The organism is Janthinobacterium sp. PSPC1-1, from assembly GCF_049897625.1.
GTDB lineage: Bacteria > Pseudomonadota > Gammaproteobacteria > Burkholderiales > Burkholderiaceae_D > Janthinobacterium > Janthinobacterium tructae.
In genome coordinates this window covers 694,185-706,382 of sequence record NZ_JAFCWP010000002.1, presented here as the reverse complement: position 1 = coordinate 706,382, position 12,198 = coordinate 694,185, and the positions used below count along the sequence as shown (strand labels likewise).

At 61.8% G+C, this 12,198-nt stretch carries 11 protein-coding genes; 6 read left to right on the top strand and 5 right to left on the bottom strand.

Going from position 1 to position 12,198, the window contains the following annotated elements; all coding sequences use genetic code 11:
• Positions 1-3: 3 nt before the first annotated feature.
• Together ACP7EG_RS10700 and ACP7EG_RS10695 are read right to left on the bottom strand one after the other, a co-directional pair.
• Positions 4-237, bottom strand: coding sequence for a hypothetical protein (locus tag ACP7EG_RS10700; RefSeq protein WP_096233684.1), 234 nt, complete (start codon positions 235-237; stop codon positions 4-6).
• Between the two features lie 115 nt (positions 238-352).
• A complete protein-coding gene (locus tag ACP7EG_RS10695) occupies positions 353-1,459 on the bottom strand; it encodes an S-(hydroxymethyl)glutathione dehydrogenase/class III alcohol dehydrogenase (protein ID WP_426087570.1) in 1,107 nt (368 codons plus the stop codon).
• A 276-nt stretch (positions 1,460-1,735) separates the two neighbouring features.
• Here ACP7EG_RS10695 and ACP7EG_RS10690 point away from each other — a divergent pair, with 276 nt between their 5' ends.
• The 3 genes from ACP7EG_RS10690 (at position 1,736) to ACP7EG_RS10680 (ending at position 4,634) form a co-directional block, all read left to right on the top strand.
• Entirely contained in the window at positions 1,736-3,199 is a 1,464-nt protein-coding gene (locus tag ACP7EG_RS10690; protein ID WP_426087569.1) for a PQQ-dependent sugar dehydrogenase, read from the top strand.
• A gap of 146 nt (positions 3,200-3,345) precedes the next feature.
• Entirely contained in the window at positions 3,346-3,789 is a 444-nt protein-coding gene (locus tag ACP7EG_RS10685; RefSeq protein ID WP_071079638.1) for a thioesterase family protein, read from the top strand.
• A 59-nt stretch (positions 3,790-3,848) separates the two neighbouring features.
• Complete coding sequence (locus ACP7EG_RS10680) at positions 3,849-4,634, top strand: substrate-binding periplasmic protein (protein ID WP_426087568.1); 786 nt, start codon at positions 3,849-3,851, stop codon at positions 4,632-4,634.
• Position 4,635: 1 nt separating this feature from the next.
• On the opposite strand, the gene ACP7EG_RS10675 is transcribed toward ACP7EG_RS10680, so the two are convergent.
• Together ACP7EG_RS10675 and ACP7EG_RS10670 are read right to left on the bottom strand one after the other, a co-directional pair.
• Positions 4,636-5,178 carry a DUF3016 domain-containing protein gene (locus ACP7EG_RS10675; RefSeq protein ID WP_426087567.1) on the bottom strand — a complete coding sequence of 181 codons (543 nt, stop codon included), beginning with the start codon at positions 5,176-5,178 and terminating at the stop codon, positions 4,636-4,638.
• Between the two features lie 163 nt (positions 5,179-5,341).
• A complete protein-coding gene (locus ACP7EG_RS10670) occupies positions 5,342-5,845 on the bottom strand; it encodes a DUF3016 domain-containing protein (protein WP_426087566.1) in 504 nt (167 codons plus the stop codon).
• A 433-nt stretch (positions 5,846-6,278) separates the two neighbouring features.
• Between ACP7EG_RS10670 and ACP7EG_RS10665 the strand changes: the two genes are divergently transcribed.
• Complete coding sequence (locus ACP7EG_RS10665; protein ID WP_219136210.1) at positions 6,279-7,790, top strand: response regulator; 1,512 nt, start codon at positions 6,279-6,281, stop codon at positions 7,788-7,790.
• A 258-nt stretch (positions 7,791-8,048) separates the two neighbouring features.
• Here the strand turns inward: ACP7EG_RS10665 and ACP7EG_RS10660 are convergent, their stop codons facing one another.
• Complete coding sequence (locus tag ACP7EG_RS10660) at positions 8,049-9,992, bottom strand: GAF domain-containing protein (protein WP_426087565.1); 1,944 nt, start codon at positions 9,990-9,992, stop codon at positions 8,049-8,051.
• Positions 9,993-10,175: 183 nt separating this feature from the next.
• Between ACP7EG_RS10660 and ACP7EG_RS10655 the strand changes: the two genes are divergently transcribed.
• Positions 10,176-11,723 carry a C13 family peptidase gene (locus ACP7EG_RS10655; protein WP_426087564.1) on the top strand — a complete coding sequence of 516 codons (1,548 nt, stop codon included), beginning with the start codon at positions 10,176-10,178 and terminating at the stop codon, positions 11,721-11,723.
• A gap of 42 nt (positions 11,724-11,765) precedes the next feature.
• Complete coding sequence (gene czcI / locus ACP7EG_RS10650) at positions 11,766-12,134, top strand: cation efflux protein, CzcI family (protein ID WP_426087563.1); 369 nt, start codon at positions 11,766-11,768, stop codon at positions 12,132-12,134.
• The last annotated feature ends 64 nt before the right edge of the window (positions 12,135-12,198 follow it).

Genomic DNA, 12,198 nt, shown 5'->3' with positions numbered 1-12,198 from the left:
GACTCAGCGCGACTTGTTGCTGCGCACGTGGCGCGTGGCCAGCTGCTGGCGGTGCCAGGCTAGCGGCGTAAACATCAGCGCGCACAGCAGATAGGTGGCCAGCAGCGCCAGCCAGATGGCGGGCGTGGCGAGGATGGCGGCATTGCTCCACCACAAGGCCAGCAGGGAGGACAAGGCCGCGCCGAGAAAGACGGGCAGCATGCGGCGCAACGTGGCGAGGTAGGCAGTGGCAAACATGGGCGGCTCCCAAAGCAAGGCGGATACCTTCACACTAGCAGGCGCAGGCAGCGAAGTACAGCCTGCCGCCCTGCCCCGTCCGTCAAGTGTTGCGCAAGGAGTACATCCGATAAGATTAGTACAACACCACGGAACGGATCGATTCGCCGCTCTTCATCAGGTCGAAGCCCTGGTTGATATCTTCCAGTTTCAAACGGTGCGTGATCAGGTCGTCGATGTTGAGCTTGCCTTCCATATACCAGTCGACGATTTTCGGCACATCCGTGCGCCCGCGCGCGCCGCCGAAGGCCGAACCGCGCCATTCGCGCCCCGTCACCAGCTGGAATGGTCGCGTGGAAATTTCCTGGCCCGCTGCCGCAACGCCGATGATGAAGGACTTGCCCCAGCCCTTGTGCGTACACTCGAGCGCCTGGCGCATCAGGGTCGTGTTGCCGACGCATTCAAACGAATAATCGGCGCCGCCGTCCGTCAGTTGCACGATGGCATCGACGACGTTGTCCACTTCATTCGGGTTAATAAAATGCGTCATGCCGAACTTGCGCGCGATGGCCTGGCGCGCCGGATTGATGTCGATGCCGATGATCTTGTCGGCGCCGACCATTTTCGCCGCCTGGATCACGTTCAGGCCGATGCCGCCCAGGCCGAACACGGCGACGTTGGCGCCCGCCTCCACCTTGGCCGAGAACAATACGGCGCCCACGCCCGTCGTCACGCCGCAACCGATGTAGCAAACCTTGTCGAACGGCGCGTCGGAACGGATTTTGGCGAGAGCGATTTCCGGCACCACGATGTAGTTCGAGAAGGTGGAGGTGCCCATGTAGTGGAACAGCGGCTGGCCATTCAGGGAAAAGCGGCTGGTCGCGTCCGGCATCAGGCCGCGGCCCTGCGTGGAGCGGATGGCCTGGCACAAATTCGTCTTTTGCGACAGGCAGAACTTGCACTGGCGGCATTCCGGCGTGTACAGGGGGATGACGTGGTCATCCTTTTTCAGGGTCGTCACGCCCGGGCCCACGTCGACGACGACGCCGGCGCCTTCATGGCCGAGGATGGCCGGAAAGATGCCTTCCGGATCGGCGCCGGACAGGGTGTAGTAATCGGTATGGCAAATGCCCGTGGCTTTCAGCTCGACCAGCACTTCGCCGGCGCGCGGGCCGGCCAGGTCGACTTCTTCGATGGTCAACGGGGCGCCCGCCTTCCAGGCAATCGCGGCTTTGGTTTTCATGGGGATTCTTCCTGCTCGGTTTCAGATGCGCCATTATCGGGCGCGTGAGGGCGTGACGCTGCAGCTGGCCCCGCGCTTGTCTGAAAACGCCACGCATTTGTCCGATGCCGCCGCACGGTGCAGCAGCGCACGGAAGCGCGGCAGACGCGGGGCGTATGCTGGCGTCAGTGCGATGTCCGTTTGCGCCAGCTCAATCTTCCCGGCAGACAGACGCGCATTCTTGGCACAAGCGCCATTCATCGCGTAGCCGTTGCGTCGTTCCCGCAGGAGACTGACATGCGCCATCTGCTTTCCCACTTTTCCCGCCCCTGGCTGCCCCTGCTGCCGCCCCTGCTGCTGGCATGCTGCCTGGCCCTGCTGGCCGCCTGTGGTGGCGGCCATGACGACGACCCGCCCGGCGCCACCACGGGTGACCTGACAATCAGCATCGGTGGCTTGCCGGCCGGAGTCCCGGGCGCCGTCACGCTCAGCGGCCCTGCGTCCTACAGCAAGACGCTGACGGCGAGTACCACGCTCACTGGCCTGGTGCCCGGCGCCTACACGCTCAGCGCCGTCAGCGTGGCGCAAGGCACGGGAACGCTGGCACCCACGCCCGTCACGCAGCAGGTACAAGTCAATGCGGGCGCGACGGCCAGTGCCAGTGTCACCTATGCGGCCACGGCACCGCTGGCACTGGCCCTGCAAGAGGTGGCCAGTGGCTTGAGCGCACCCATCTTCCTCATGGCGCCGCCCGGCGACAGCCGCCTCTTCATTCTCGAGCGCCCCGGCCGCATCCGCGTGCTGCAGAACGGCAACCTGCTGGCCACGCCCTTCCTCGATATCAGCCCGCTCACCACCACCAGCGGCGAGCGGGGCTTGCTGTCGATGGCCTTCCATCCGCAATACGCCAGCAACGGCTATTTCTTTATCTATTACACCAATCTGGCCGGCGACATCGTCATCGAGCGGCAGCAAGTGTCGGCGGGCAACGCCAACGTGGCCGATCCCCTGTCCGCCCTGGCCATCCTCACGATACCCCACCCCACGTTCAGCAACCACTATGGCGGCTTGCTCAGCTTTGGCCCGGACGGCTACCTGTACGCGGGCACGGGCGACGGCGGCAGCGCGGGCGATCCGTCCGGCAATGCGCAAAACACGAATGTGCTACTAGGAAAACTGCTGCGCCTGGACGTCAACGCCAGCACGGTAGCCCAGCCGTACGTCATTCCACCGGGCAATCCATTTGCCGGCACACCGGGCACACGCGGGGAAATCTGGGCGTATGGCTTGCGCAACCCATGGCGCTACGCCTTCGACATACCGGCCCAGCTGCTGTATATCGCCGACGTGGGCCAGGCCAATTGGGAAGAGGTCGATGTGCGCCCGGTGGGGCAGGCGGGCAACAACTATGGCTGGAACATCATGGAAGGGTTGCACTGTTACAACAGCAGCAGTTGCAACCAGGCGGGGCTGGTCCTGCCCACCATCGAATACACCCACGATACGGCCGGCGGCTGCTCCATCACGGGCGGCTATGTGTACCGGGGCACGGCCCTGCCGGAACTGGCGGGGCAGTACCTGTATTCGGACTACTGCAGCGGCTGGCTGAAAAGTTTCAGCTACGGCAATGGCACGCCCTCCGCCGTGACGGACTGGGGCATCACCAACGTGGGTAATATCCTGTCGTTTGGCCAGGATGCGCAAAACGAGCTATACATGCTGAGCGGCACGGGCAAGGTGTACAGGATTGTACGAAAATAAGCGTACGTAAATAAGCATACGCAAATAAGCATACGCAGGCAGTCATGGCGGCGCACGCGGCAGAGGGCGTTTTTCGACGGGGCGGGGGGAACCGGCTAGAATGGGTTTTTCCCGTCGCGCCCCGCGCACCAGCCCAAGAGAACACCATGGCCCGTTTGAAACTTGAATTCCCCGAAGACCAGTACTGCTATTCCTCGCAACTGACGGTACGCACCACGGACATCAATGCCGGCAATCATCTCGGCAACGATTCCATGATTTCCATGATTTCCGAGGCGCGTGCCCGCTTCCTGTTTGAATTCGGCGTGCGCGATATTGAAGCGGACGGCACCGGCATCATCGTCACCGACCTGGCCACCACCTACCGTGCCGAAGCCCATGCGCGCGACCAGTTGCTGTTCGAAGTGGGCGTCATGGATTTCAATAAATATGGCGGCGACATCACTTTCCGCATCACGCGTCCCCGCGACAACACCCTGATCGCCATGGCCAAGTCCGGCTTTGTGTTTTTCAACTACAAGCGCAGCCAGGTCGTGCCCATGCCGGAAGAGTTCGGCAGCAAGTTCCCGCAGGTGAACTGGATCGATTAACGGCGGCGCCTTGCCGCCATGCTGTATGCTTGCCAGGAAGACATTGAAACTGGAGCGGCATGCAAGCAGCGATAACGGCAAGACTATGCCTGGCCCTGGCCTTGTCGGGCATGTGGCAGACCGCCCTGGCCGCGCCGCAAACCGTCATCCTGTATGGCGACGACGACTATGCGCCGTACAGCTATGTGGAAAACGGCGTCTTCAAGGGGATGTATGTCGATATGCTGCGCACAGCTGCCACAAGCATGCCGGAGTATCGGCTGGACCTGCAGCCGCGCCCCTGGAAACGGGGACTCGACGCGCTGGAAAAAGGCCTGGTATTCGGTCTGTTCCCACCCGGGCGCAAGACGGAGCGGCCGTACGTGCAACCGTATTCGGCCATGCTGTACCGCGAATCGGTGGTGCTGTTTTGCCATGACGCCGTCATGCGCAAACCGCGCACGCATTTTCCCGCAGACTTCGCCGGCCTGATCATCGGCGTCAACACGGGTTTTTTGCTGTCGGAAAAATTGATGGTGCCGGCCCGCCAGGGATTGCTGCATCTGGAAGCGGCCAAGGGCAACGATGCCAATCTGAAGAAACTGGCCCTGCGGCGCATCGATTGCTACGCCAGCGACCGCGGCGCGGCCCGCCACACGGCACGCCAGCTGCAAGGAGAACTAAGCAGCTACGGCTTTCAATTGCACGAAGTGCTGGAACTGTCGTCCGAAGCCACGTACATCGCCTACAGCGCACGCAATACGCCCGCCTACAAGGCCGATTTCATCGAGAAGATGAATGCGGCATTGCTTGCCATGCGGCAGAACGGCCAGCTTGCACGCATCGAAGAGGCTTACCTGCGCTGAATTACCGGCGCTGCACTTCGCGCGGCTGCAAGCTCATGACGGGACTGCTGCGGCCCTGGGGCGTGACGCCGAAGGTATTCTTGAACCAGTCGTCGATCATGCGCTTTTCATAGCGCAAGGCATCGTTGCTGGAATAACGATTGATATGCTGCAAATAGGACATGTCCGACAGATAAGCGTTGCCGCTGGCAATGACCTTGCCATGCTGCTCGAGCGTATAGCGCAAGCGCAGGCGGGGCCAGTCAGCACGGCCCGTCATCACCCGCACATCGAAGGCGCCGCGCCGTGACGGGTCTTCGCGTCCTGCCAGGTCGACATCGGTGATCTCGATCCTGAGGTCCTGGCCGGGGGGCAAGCTCTTGCCCAGCCAGGTGAAGTGATTCCCCAGGCCCGCCAGCACCTGTTCCCGGTCGCGCGAGCTGAACGGAACATCGGAATAGTCATCGGGTTTGTCGAATGTCACCTGCACGCCCGCCCAAGCGCTGCTGCCGGCGGCCAGCGCCAATGCGGCCAGCCATGTTTTCGCCATCTTGGAAATACGCATGTGCATTCCTTTCAGAAAAATCACGGGAAGGCAGATGCCGCCATGCCGCATCTGCCTGCCCCGTTTGACTATAGCCTGAAGTGAAAATTTCCGTAGCGCAATACGTTTCGCGCGGCGGCACGCGCAGCGGCAAGCCGCCTGACGGCTGCGTACCTTACTTGCGTTACTTGCGCGCCTGGCGCTTCACCTTGATGCCGAAAGTATCGGCATACCAGTCATCGATCATCAACTTTTCATAGCGCAACTTTTCATTGCTGAAATAGTGATTGATGCGGTTCAGGTACGACATGTCGGAGAGAGCGGCATCGCCACTGCGAATGACCTTGCCATCCTGCTCCAGCACATAGTGCAGGCGCATGCGTGGCCAGTCGACCCCGCCATTCAAGACGCGGATATCCTGCCCGGCACGCAGGGAAGGATTTTCACGTCCCGCCAGGTCCACATCCGTGACGTCGATTTTCAAGGTCTGCCCGGGCGGCAGCGATGCGCCCAGTTTTTCGAAATGCCGGCTCAGTTCCTTCAATACGTCTTCCCGTTCCTGCGGGTTGAACGGGACATCCGTGTATTGATCCGGTTTGCTGAAATGCACTTCCGTTCCTGCCCAGGCCGCACTACTGGCCAGCAAGGCCAGGCCGGCGACCAGGGCGCGCGTCGTTTGCTTTTGCATGATGTACCCTTTCAGGAAATGTGAGTGGCATTCTGCCACTTCTTATACCTATTCAATATAGCGCGCCGCACCCCATTCTGACGCGCAATTCATACCTTGTTACTTTTCTGATTTTCCGCCAGAAAGGCAAGACGCCGACTTTTTTGCAGATTCATTGGCAATATTAATTAAAACAAAGTATTGTCTTGAAAATATAGTTGCCTAAGCGATAAAGCAAAGATAGTGTCAGCAGCCTGGATTTAAAGTGTTTTTTTAGCATGGGTGTTGCATGTTTTTAGTCAATTTTTCTTGCATATTGTTAATATTTAGCTGTCAGTCTACAATCGACAAAATGCGCCCGAAAAATGCGCAACGCCGGTAATGGCGCACAGGAATTCCTGGCGCAGGCGTCTCAACATTGCGTCAGTTATGCCTTTTAGCGGAACTCGTCCTCATGTCATTTTTGTCTTCAGCATCGCCCAAGTTACCCCCCTGGAAAGTCCTGCTCGTCGATGATGAACCCGACATCCACGACATCACCAAACTGACGCTGAGCCGTTTCCGCCTGGAGGGCCGCGCCCTGAGCTTCGTACATGCGTATAGCGGTGCCGAAGCCAAGCAGGTGCTGGCGCGCGAAGACGGCATCGCGCTGGTCTTCCTGGACGTGGTGATGGAACGCGAAGACAGCGGCCTGGAAGTGGCACGCTGGATGCGCGAAGACCTGGGCAACCAGTTTACGCGCATCGTGCTGCGCACCGGGCAGCCGGGACAGGCGCCGGAGGAGCGGGTGATCGTCAACTACGACATCAACGACTACAAGGAAAAGACGGAACTGGACCGCACCAAGCTGTTCACCACCACCTTTGCCGCCCTGCGCGCCTACCGCGACATCATGAAGGTGGAAGAGGCGCGCCAGGCCCAGCTGCATTACCGCGAAGGCCTGGAAAGAGTCATCGCCGCCTCGGCGCATATCTTCAAGCAGCGCAACCTGCGCGACTTCGCCAGCGGCCTGCTGCAGCAAGTCGTCGCCCTGCTGCGCCTGGAAACGAGCATGCTGCTGCGCCTGCGCGGCGCCAGCGCCATCACGGGTGAGCAGGATTATGAAGTTCTCGCGCAGATCGGCGACCATGAAGCCGATGGCGGCATCCTCAGCCCTTCCCTGCTGTCGCAGCTGGACGACGCCAAGAGCAATAAAATCTCGCGCCTGCACGGCGACACCTATGTCGGCTATTTCCCCAACAGCAGCGGCAAGGCGTCCTTGCTGGTATTAAAAGGCGTGGAAGAAATTTCCGACCTCGATGCGCAATTGCTGGAAGTATTCTGCTCCGGCGTGGCGATCGCCTTCGACAACATCCTGCTGACGCAGGAAATCACCGATACCCAGGCCGAGCTGATCCTGCGCCTGGGCGACGTGGTCGAATCGCGCTCGCACGAAGGCGGCAACCACGTGCGCCGCATGGCCGAAGTATGCCAGCTGCTGGCGCAAGCCTCCGGCATGTCGGAAGAAGAAACCATGGTGCTGCGCCACGCGGCGCCCATGCATGACATCGGCAAGATTTCCACGCCCGACGCCGTGTTGCTGAAACCCGGCAAGCTCGACGCTGCCGAGTGGGAAATCATGAAGCAGCATCCGACGGTGGGCATGTCCATCCTCGACGGCTCGCAGCGCCCGTTGCTGAAGGCAGCCGCCGTGATCGCCCACCAGCACCATGAAAAATACGACGGCAGCGGCTACCCGCAAGGCCTGGTGGGCGAAAACATCCACAAATACGCGCGCATCGCCGCCGTAGCCGACGTCTTCGACGCCCTGATGCACAAGCGCTGCTACAAGGACGCCTGGCCGTTGGAACGTGTAGTGAGCTACCTGCGCGAAGTGAGCGGCAGCCACCTCGATCCGCAGTATGTGGAGTTGCTGATCGCCAATCTCGATGCAGCACTTGCGCTAAATCAACGTTTCCCGGATTAGCATGCGTACGTCGGATTACGCGGCTGCGCCGCTAATCCGACCTACGCGATACGCATACCGGCAAAACACGCTTCGGCCCAGGTCTGCAATACGGGCATTCCGGGCCAAGCGGACCTGAAAAATGTCGAGGGCAAGGCGCAGCGACGCAGACAGTACGCATGTACGGCAAGGAGCTGCAACGCCGCCATCGGCATTTTCTCAGGCCCGCGCCTCCGGCCCGCCGTTTTGAGATTTTCAAGGACACACGCCGGCGTCGGATTACGCGGTTTTCGGCTCCAGCGGGAAACGGATTTTATAGTGCAATCCCATGCCCGGCGCGCTGACCACCTTCACCGTGCCGCCCAGCGGCCCCGTCACCAGGTTGTACAGGATATGCGCGCCCAGGCCGCTGCCACCGGAACCCCGCTTGGTGGTGAAGAAGGGGTCGAACAGCTGGCCCAGGGTGGTGCTGTCCATGCCCATGCCATCGTCGCTGTAGTCGAGTTCCAGCATCTCGCCGGCCGTCCGCACGCTGATTTTGATCTTGCCCGGCTCGCCTTCGACAAAGCCATGCACCAGTGAATTGACCACCATGTTCGTGACGATCTGCGAGACGGCGCCCGGATAGCTGCGCAGTTGCACCTCGGGTGGACAATCGATCTCCACCTTGACCGGCTTGCCTTTCAGCTTGGGCTGCAAGGAAAGCAAAATTTCATCGAGGTATTTGCGCAAGTGAAAGCTGCGCAATTCGTCCGACGACTGGTCCACGGCCACCTGCTTGAAGCTGCGCACCAGCGCCGCGGCGCGCTGCGTATTCGTCGTCATGATGCGCAGGGTCTGGTCGATGATGTCGAGGAATTGCCGCAAGCCGTCTTCATCGAGCTGGCCGCCGTCCAGGTCTTCGCGCGTGAGTTTCAATTCCTGCACCAGGTGGCTGGTGGCCGTGACGCAAATGCCCAGCGGCGTATTGATTTCATGCGCCACGCCAGCGACCAGGCGGCCCAGCGATGCCAGTTTTTCCTGGCGCACCAGTTCCGACTGCGCTTCCTGCAAGGCGCTCAGGGCGCTGTTCAGGGCCGCGTTCTGCTCTTCCAGCGCTTCCTTGGCCTGGCGCATGGCGCTGTCGGCCTGGATGCGGGCCATCGCCACGGCCACGTGGCTGGCCATGAAGGCCAGCACGTCCAGTTCCGCCTGGCCATACACGACGGATTCGTCGTAGCTTTGCACGATGATCACGCCATATTTGCGCTCGCCCAGCAGCATGGGCGCACCCATCCAGCTGGCGATGCCCACGTTGCCCAGCGGCTCGTCCATCTCGCCGCTGGCCACCAGCGCCGCATAGCTGCTGGCATCGAGCAAACACGCTTGCCGGCGCGCCAGCACGTACGAACTCATGCCAATGCCGTAATGGAAACGTTTCACGGGCGCCTGCGCATCCTTTTCATCGACGAAATATGGGATCGTGATGTCCTTGTTGTCGGGATGGTACAGGGCGATGAGGAAATTCTTTGCCGTCACCAGTTCGCTGATGATGGCGTGCAGGCGCGCATACAGGGTGGTGGCGTCGGCCGCCTGCGCCGACAGGTTGGCGATTTCATACAGCGCATGCTGCAGGTTTTCCGCGCGCCGGCGCTCGGCCACCTCGTGCGCCAGCAGGGCCGTGCGCTCCTGCACCGCCTTTTCCAGCCGGTCCATGCTTTGCATGCCCTGCAGGGCGCTCGACACGTGCGTGGCGATCAGCGCGAACAGGGCCTGGTCTTCCAGGCTGAAGCGGTGCTGCGCATCATAGCTCTGGATGACGATGGCGCCCAGCACCTGATGCTGCTGGTCCAGCAGCGGGCAGCCGATCCAGTGCTCGGCCGCCGTGCCGCCGCCCCAGGCGCCGCCGCCGATGGCGCGCATGGCGTCGTCGTCGGCCGTCATCACCAGCTGCTTGCGGTTGACGATGACCCACGCCGTGGGCGACTGCGCGGCGCTGGCCAGGCGCACGCCCACATCCGGGTCGGGCGCGGCGTCGAATTCGTCGACAAAATAGGGAAAGCGCACCAGGCCGTCATCGCGGTCGCTGAGCGCCACATAAAAGTTCGCCGCATACATGATGCGCCCCAGCGCCGCATGCACCGCCTGCAGGAATTCGCTGATATCGCTGCAGGTGCTCGAACGCTGGCCGATTTCCAGCAACACGGTTTGAACGGCTTCCAGACGGCTGAGACGGCTTTCCATGGGTAACTGTGTGCCTTGTGTCGATATGTTCTGAAAATCAATATTATCAGTTCAGCCCAGCCTTGGCACGGCATAAAACGCACAATCTTGCCTTGAGGCAGCGCAACACACGCCACGCCGGTATTTGCCACCTTGGCGATACAGTGGCAGACTAGGCCCCTTCCTACAGACCAGACCGTCCTCATGACCGCCACGCTACGCGCCTCGCTTCGCCCCTATACCCTCGCCGGCCTGCTGGTCTTTGCCGCGCTGGGCATGCCGCCGCTGTGCGCCGCGCCTGCCAAGGTGCCGGCGGCGGAGACGGCCGATGGCGGACGCTATTTCGGTCCCCTCGCCGCAGGCAAGATGCATGGCCAGGGCCGGCTCGAGTACGCGAGCGGCGCGTTTTATGAAGGGGGCTTCGCGCGCGGCGTGTTTTCCGGCCAGGGCACGCTGCGCCAGGCGTCCGGCGTCGAGTACACGGGCGCCTTCCGCCAGGGCGCCTTCGACGGCATCGGCCGCTACACCTCGCCCAAGGGCGAGATCTATGCGGGCAGCTTCGTCAAGGGCAGCTTCGAGGGGCAAGGCCGCTTCCAGGGCGCCGACGGCGCCACCTTCGAAGGCCACTTCAAACACTGGCGCCCACACGGCGCCGGCAAGCTGACCGACACGGACGGTACCGTCTTCGAAGGCGACTTCGTCCAGGGCCAGCTGCAGGGCAAGGCCAAAGTCAGCACCAGCGACGGCATCCACTACGAAGGCGAGCTGAAAGACTGGAAATTCGAGGGTACAGGCGTGCTACGCACGGCCGACGGCGACGAATACCGGGGCGGCTTCAAGAATGGCCAGTTCGACGGCAAGGGCGTGCTGCGCTACGCCGTGGCGCAGGCCGACGGCCGGCGCGAAGACAGCGGCAACTGGACGGAAGGCCAGCTGGACGACCCGGCGGCCGACAAGCTCACGCGCGACAATATCGAGCTGGCCCTGTACAACCAGCGCAGCCTGCTCGACGGCGCCCTGGCGCGCATCGCGCCGCGCGATGCGGCGAAAAAGATCAATCTGTACCTGCTGGGCGTGGCCGGCGATGGCGCGCAGGAAGTGTTTCACCGCGAAACGGCCTTCGTGCAGCGCCAGTTCGACCGCGATTACGGCACCGTGGGCCGCTCCCTGATGCTCGTCAACAGCCGCAACACGGTGGCGCAGCAGCCGATGGCCACGCGCACCAGCATCGCCGCCAGCCTCGACAGCCTGGGTGCGAAGATGGACAAGCAGAACGACATCCTGTTTTTATTCCTCACCAGCCATGGTTCGCCCGAGCACGAACTGGCGCTGGCGCAAAATGGCATGGACCTGCACAGCCTGCCCGCGCAAGAGCTGGCGTCCATGCTCAAGCACAGCGGCATCCGCTGGAAAGTCATCGTGATCTCGGCCTGCTATGCAGGCGGTTTCATTGCGCCATTAAAAGATGACAACACTCTCATCATCACGGCCGCGCGCAGCGACCGCACCTCGTTCGGCTGCGACGACCAGAACGATTTTACGTATTTCAGCGAAGCATATTTCAAGGAAGCGCTACCCAAGAGCGCCGGCTTTGCCGAAGCCTTTGACAAGGCCAAGGTGCTGGTGCAGGCGCGCGAGGCGGCCGACTTCCGCGAGGGCGGCATGGAAGCGGAAGAGCATTCCGAGCCACAGCTATTCCAGGGCAAGGCCATCGCCGCGCAGTTGAAGGCGTGGCGCGCCCAGCCACGTTAAGCACGGCACGGCCACCCGCCTTTCTGTACAATAGCCGTCACCATGCGTAAATTCTTCCTCATTTTGCTGCTGTTCGTGCTTCCGCTCCAGATGTCCTGGGCCGCGGCGAGCGCGTATTGCCTGCACGAGGAAGGCAAGGCGGCGCAGCACCTGGGCCACCACAGCCACCAGCACAAGGCCGATGCGGACAAGAAACCCGTGGCCGATAAAAAGGTAGCTGACAAGCAATCCAAAGGCCAGCCGCACAGCGACTGCAACGTCTGCCATGGCATCGGCCATGCGTGGCTGCCGGCCGGCTCCAGCCTGCCCATCGGCGACATGGCCTCCGTCAACGCAGACACCTCCCCCTTCTTTTACGCTTCCCACATCCCGGACGCTCCCAAGCGCCCTGACTGGTCGTCGGCCATCTAGGCCGACGGGACGTTTCAATCGCTTATCGCCATATGCGCGCCTGACTAACTCAGGCGCAAGCCTG

Bases quoted from the DNA above. Each gene is read 5' to 3' on its own strand.
- ACP7EG_RS10700 (WP_096233684.1), bottom strand. From the start codon at position 237: ATGTTTGCCACTGCCTACCTCGCCACGTTGCGCCGCATGCTGCCCGTC.
- ACP7EG_RS10695 (WP_426087570.1), bottom strand. From the start codon at position 1,459: ATGAAAACCAAAGCCGCGATTGCCTGGAAGGCGGGCGCCCCGTTGACC.
- ACP7EG_RS10690 (WP_426087569.1), top strand. From the start codon at position 1,736: ATGCGCCATCTGCTTTCCCACTTTTCCCGCCCCTGGCTGCCCCTGCTG.
- ACP7EG_RS10685 (WP_071079638.1), top strand. From the start codon at position 3,346: ATGGCCCGTTTGAAACTTGAATTCCCCGAAGACCAGTACTGCTATTCC.
- ACP7EG_RS10680 (WP_426087568.1), top strand. From the start codon at position 3,849: ATGCAAGCAGCGATAACGGCAAGACTATGCCTGGCCCTGGCCTTGTCG.
- ACP7EG_RS10675 (WP_426087567.1), bottom strand. From the start codon at position 5,178: ATGCGTATTTCCAAGATGGCGAAAACATGGCTGGCCGCATTGGCGCTG.
- ACP7EG_RS10670 (WP_426087566.1), bottom strand. From the start codon at position 5,845: ATGCAAAAGCAAACGACGCGCGCCCTGGTCGCCGGCCTGGCCTTGCTG.
- ACP7EG_RS10665 (WP_219136210.1), top strand. From the start codon at position 6,279: ATGTCATTTTTGTCTTCAGCATCGCCCAAGTTACCCCCCTGGAAAGTC.
- ACP7EG_RS10660 (WP_426087565.1), bottom strand. From the start codon at position 9,992: ATGGAAAGCCGTCTCAGCCGTCTGGAAGCCGTTCAAACCGTGTTGCTG.
- ACP7EG_RS10655 (WP_426087564.1), top strand. From the start codon at position 10,176: ATGACCGCCACGCTACGCGCCTCGCTTCGCCCCTATACCCTCGCCGGC.
- czcI (WP_426087563.1), top strand. From the start codon at position 11,766: ATGCGTAAATTCTTCCTCATTTTGCTGCTGTTCGTGCTTCCGCTCCAG.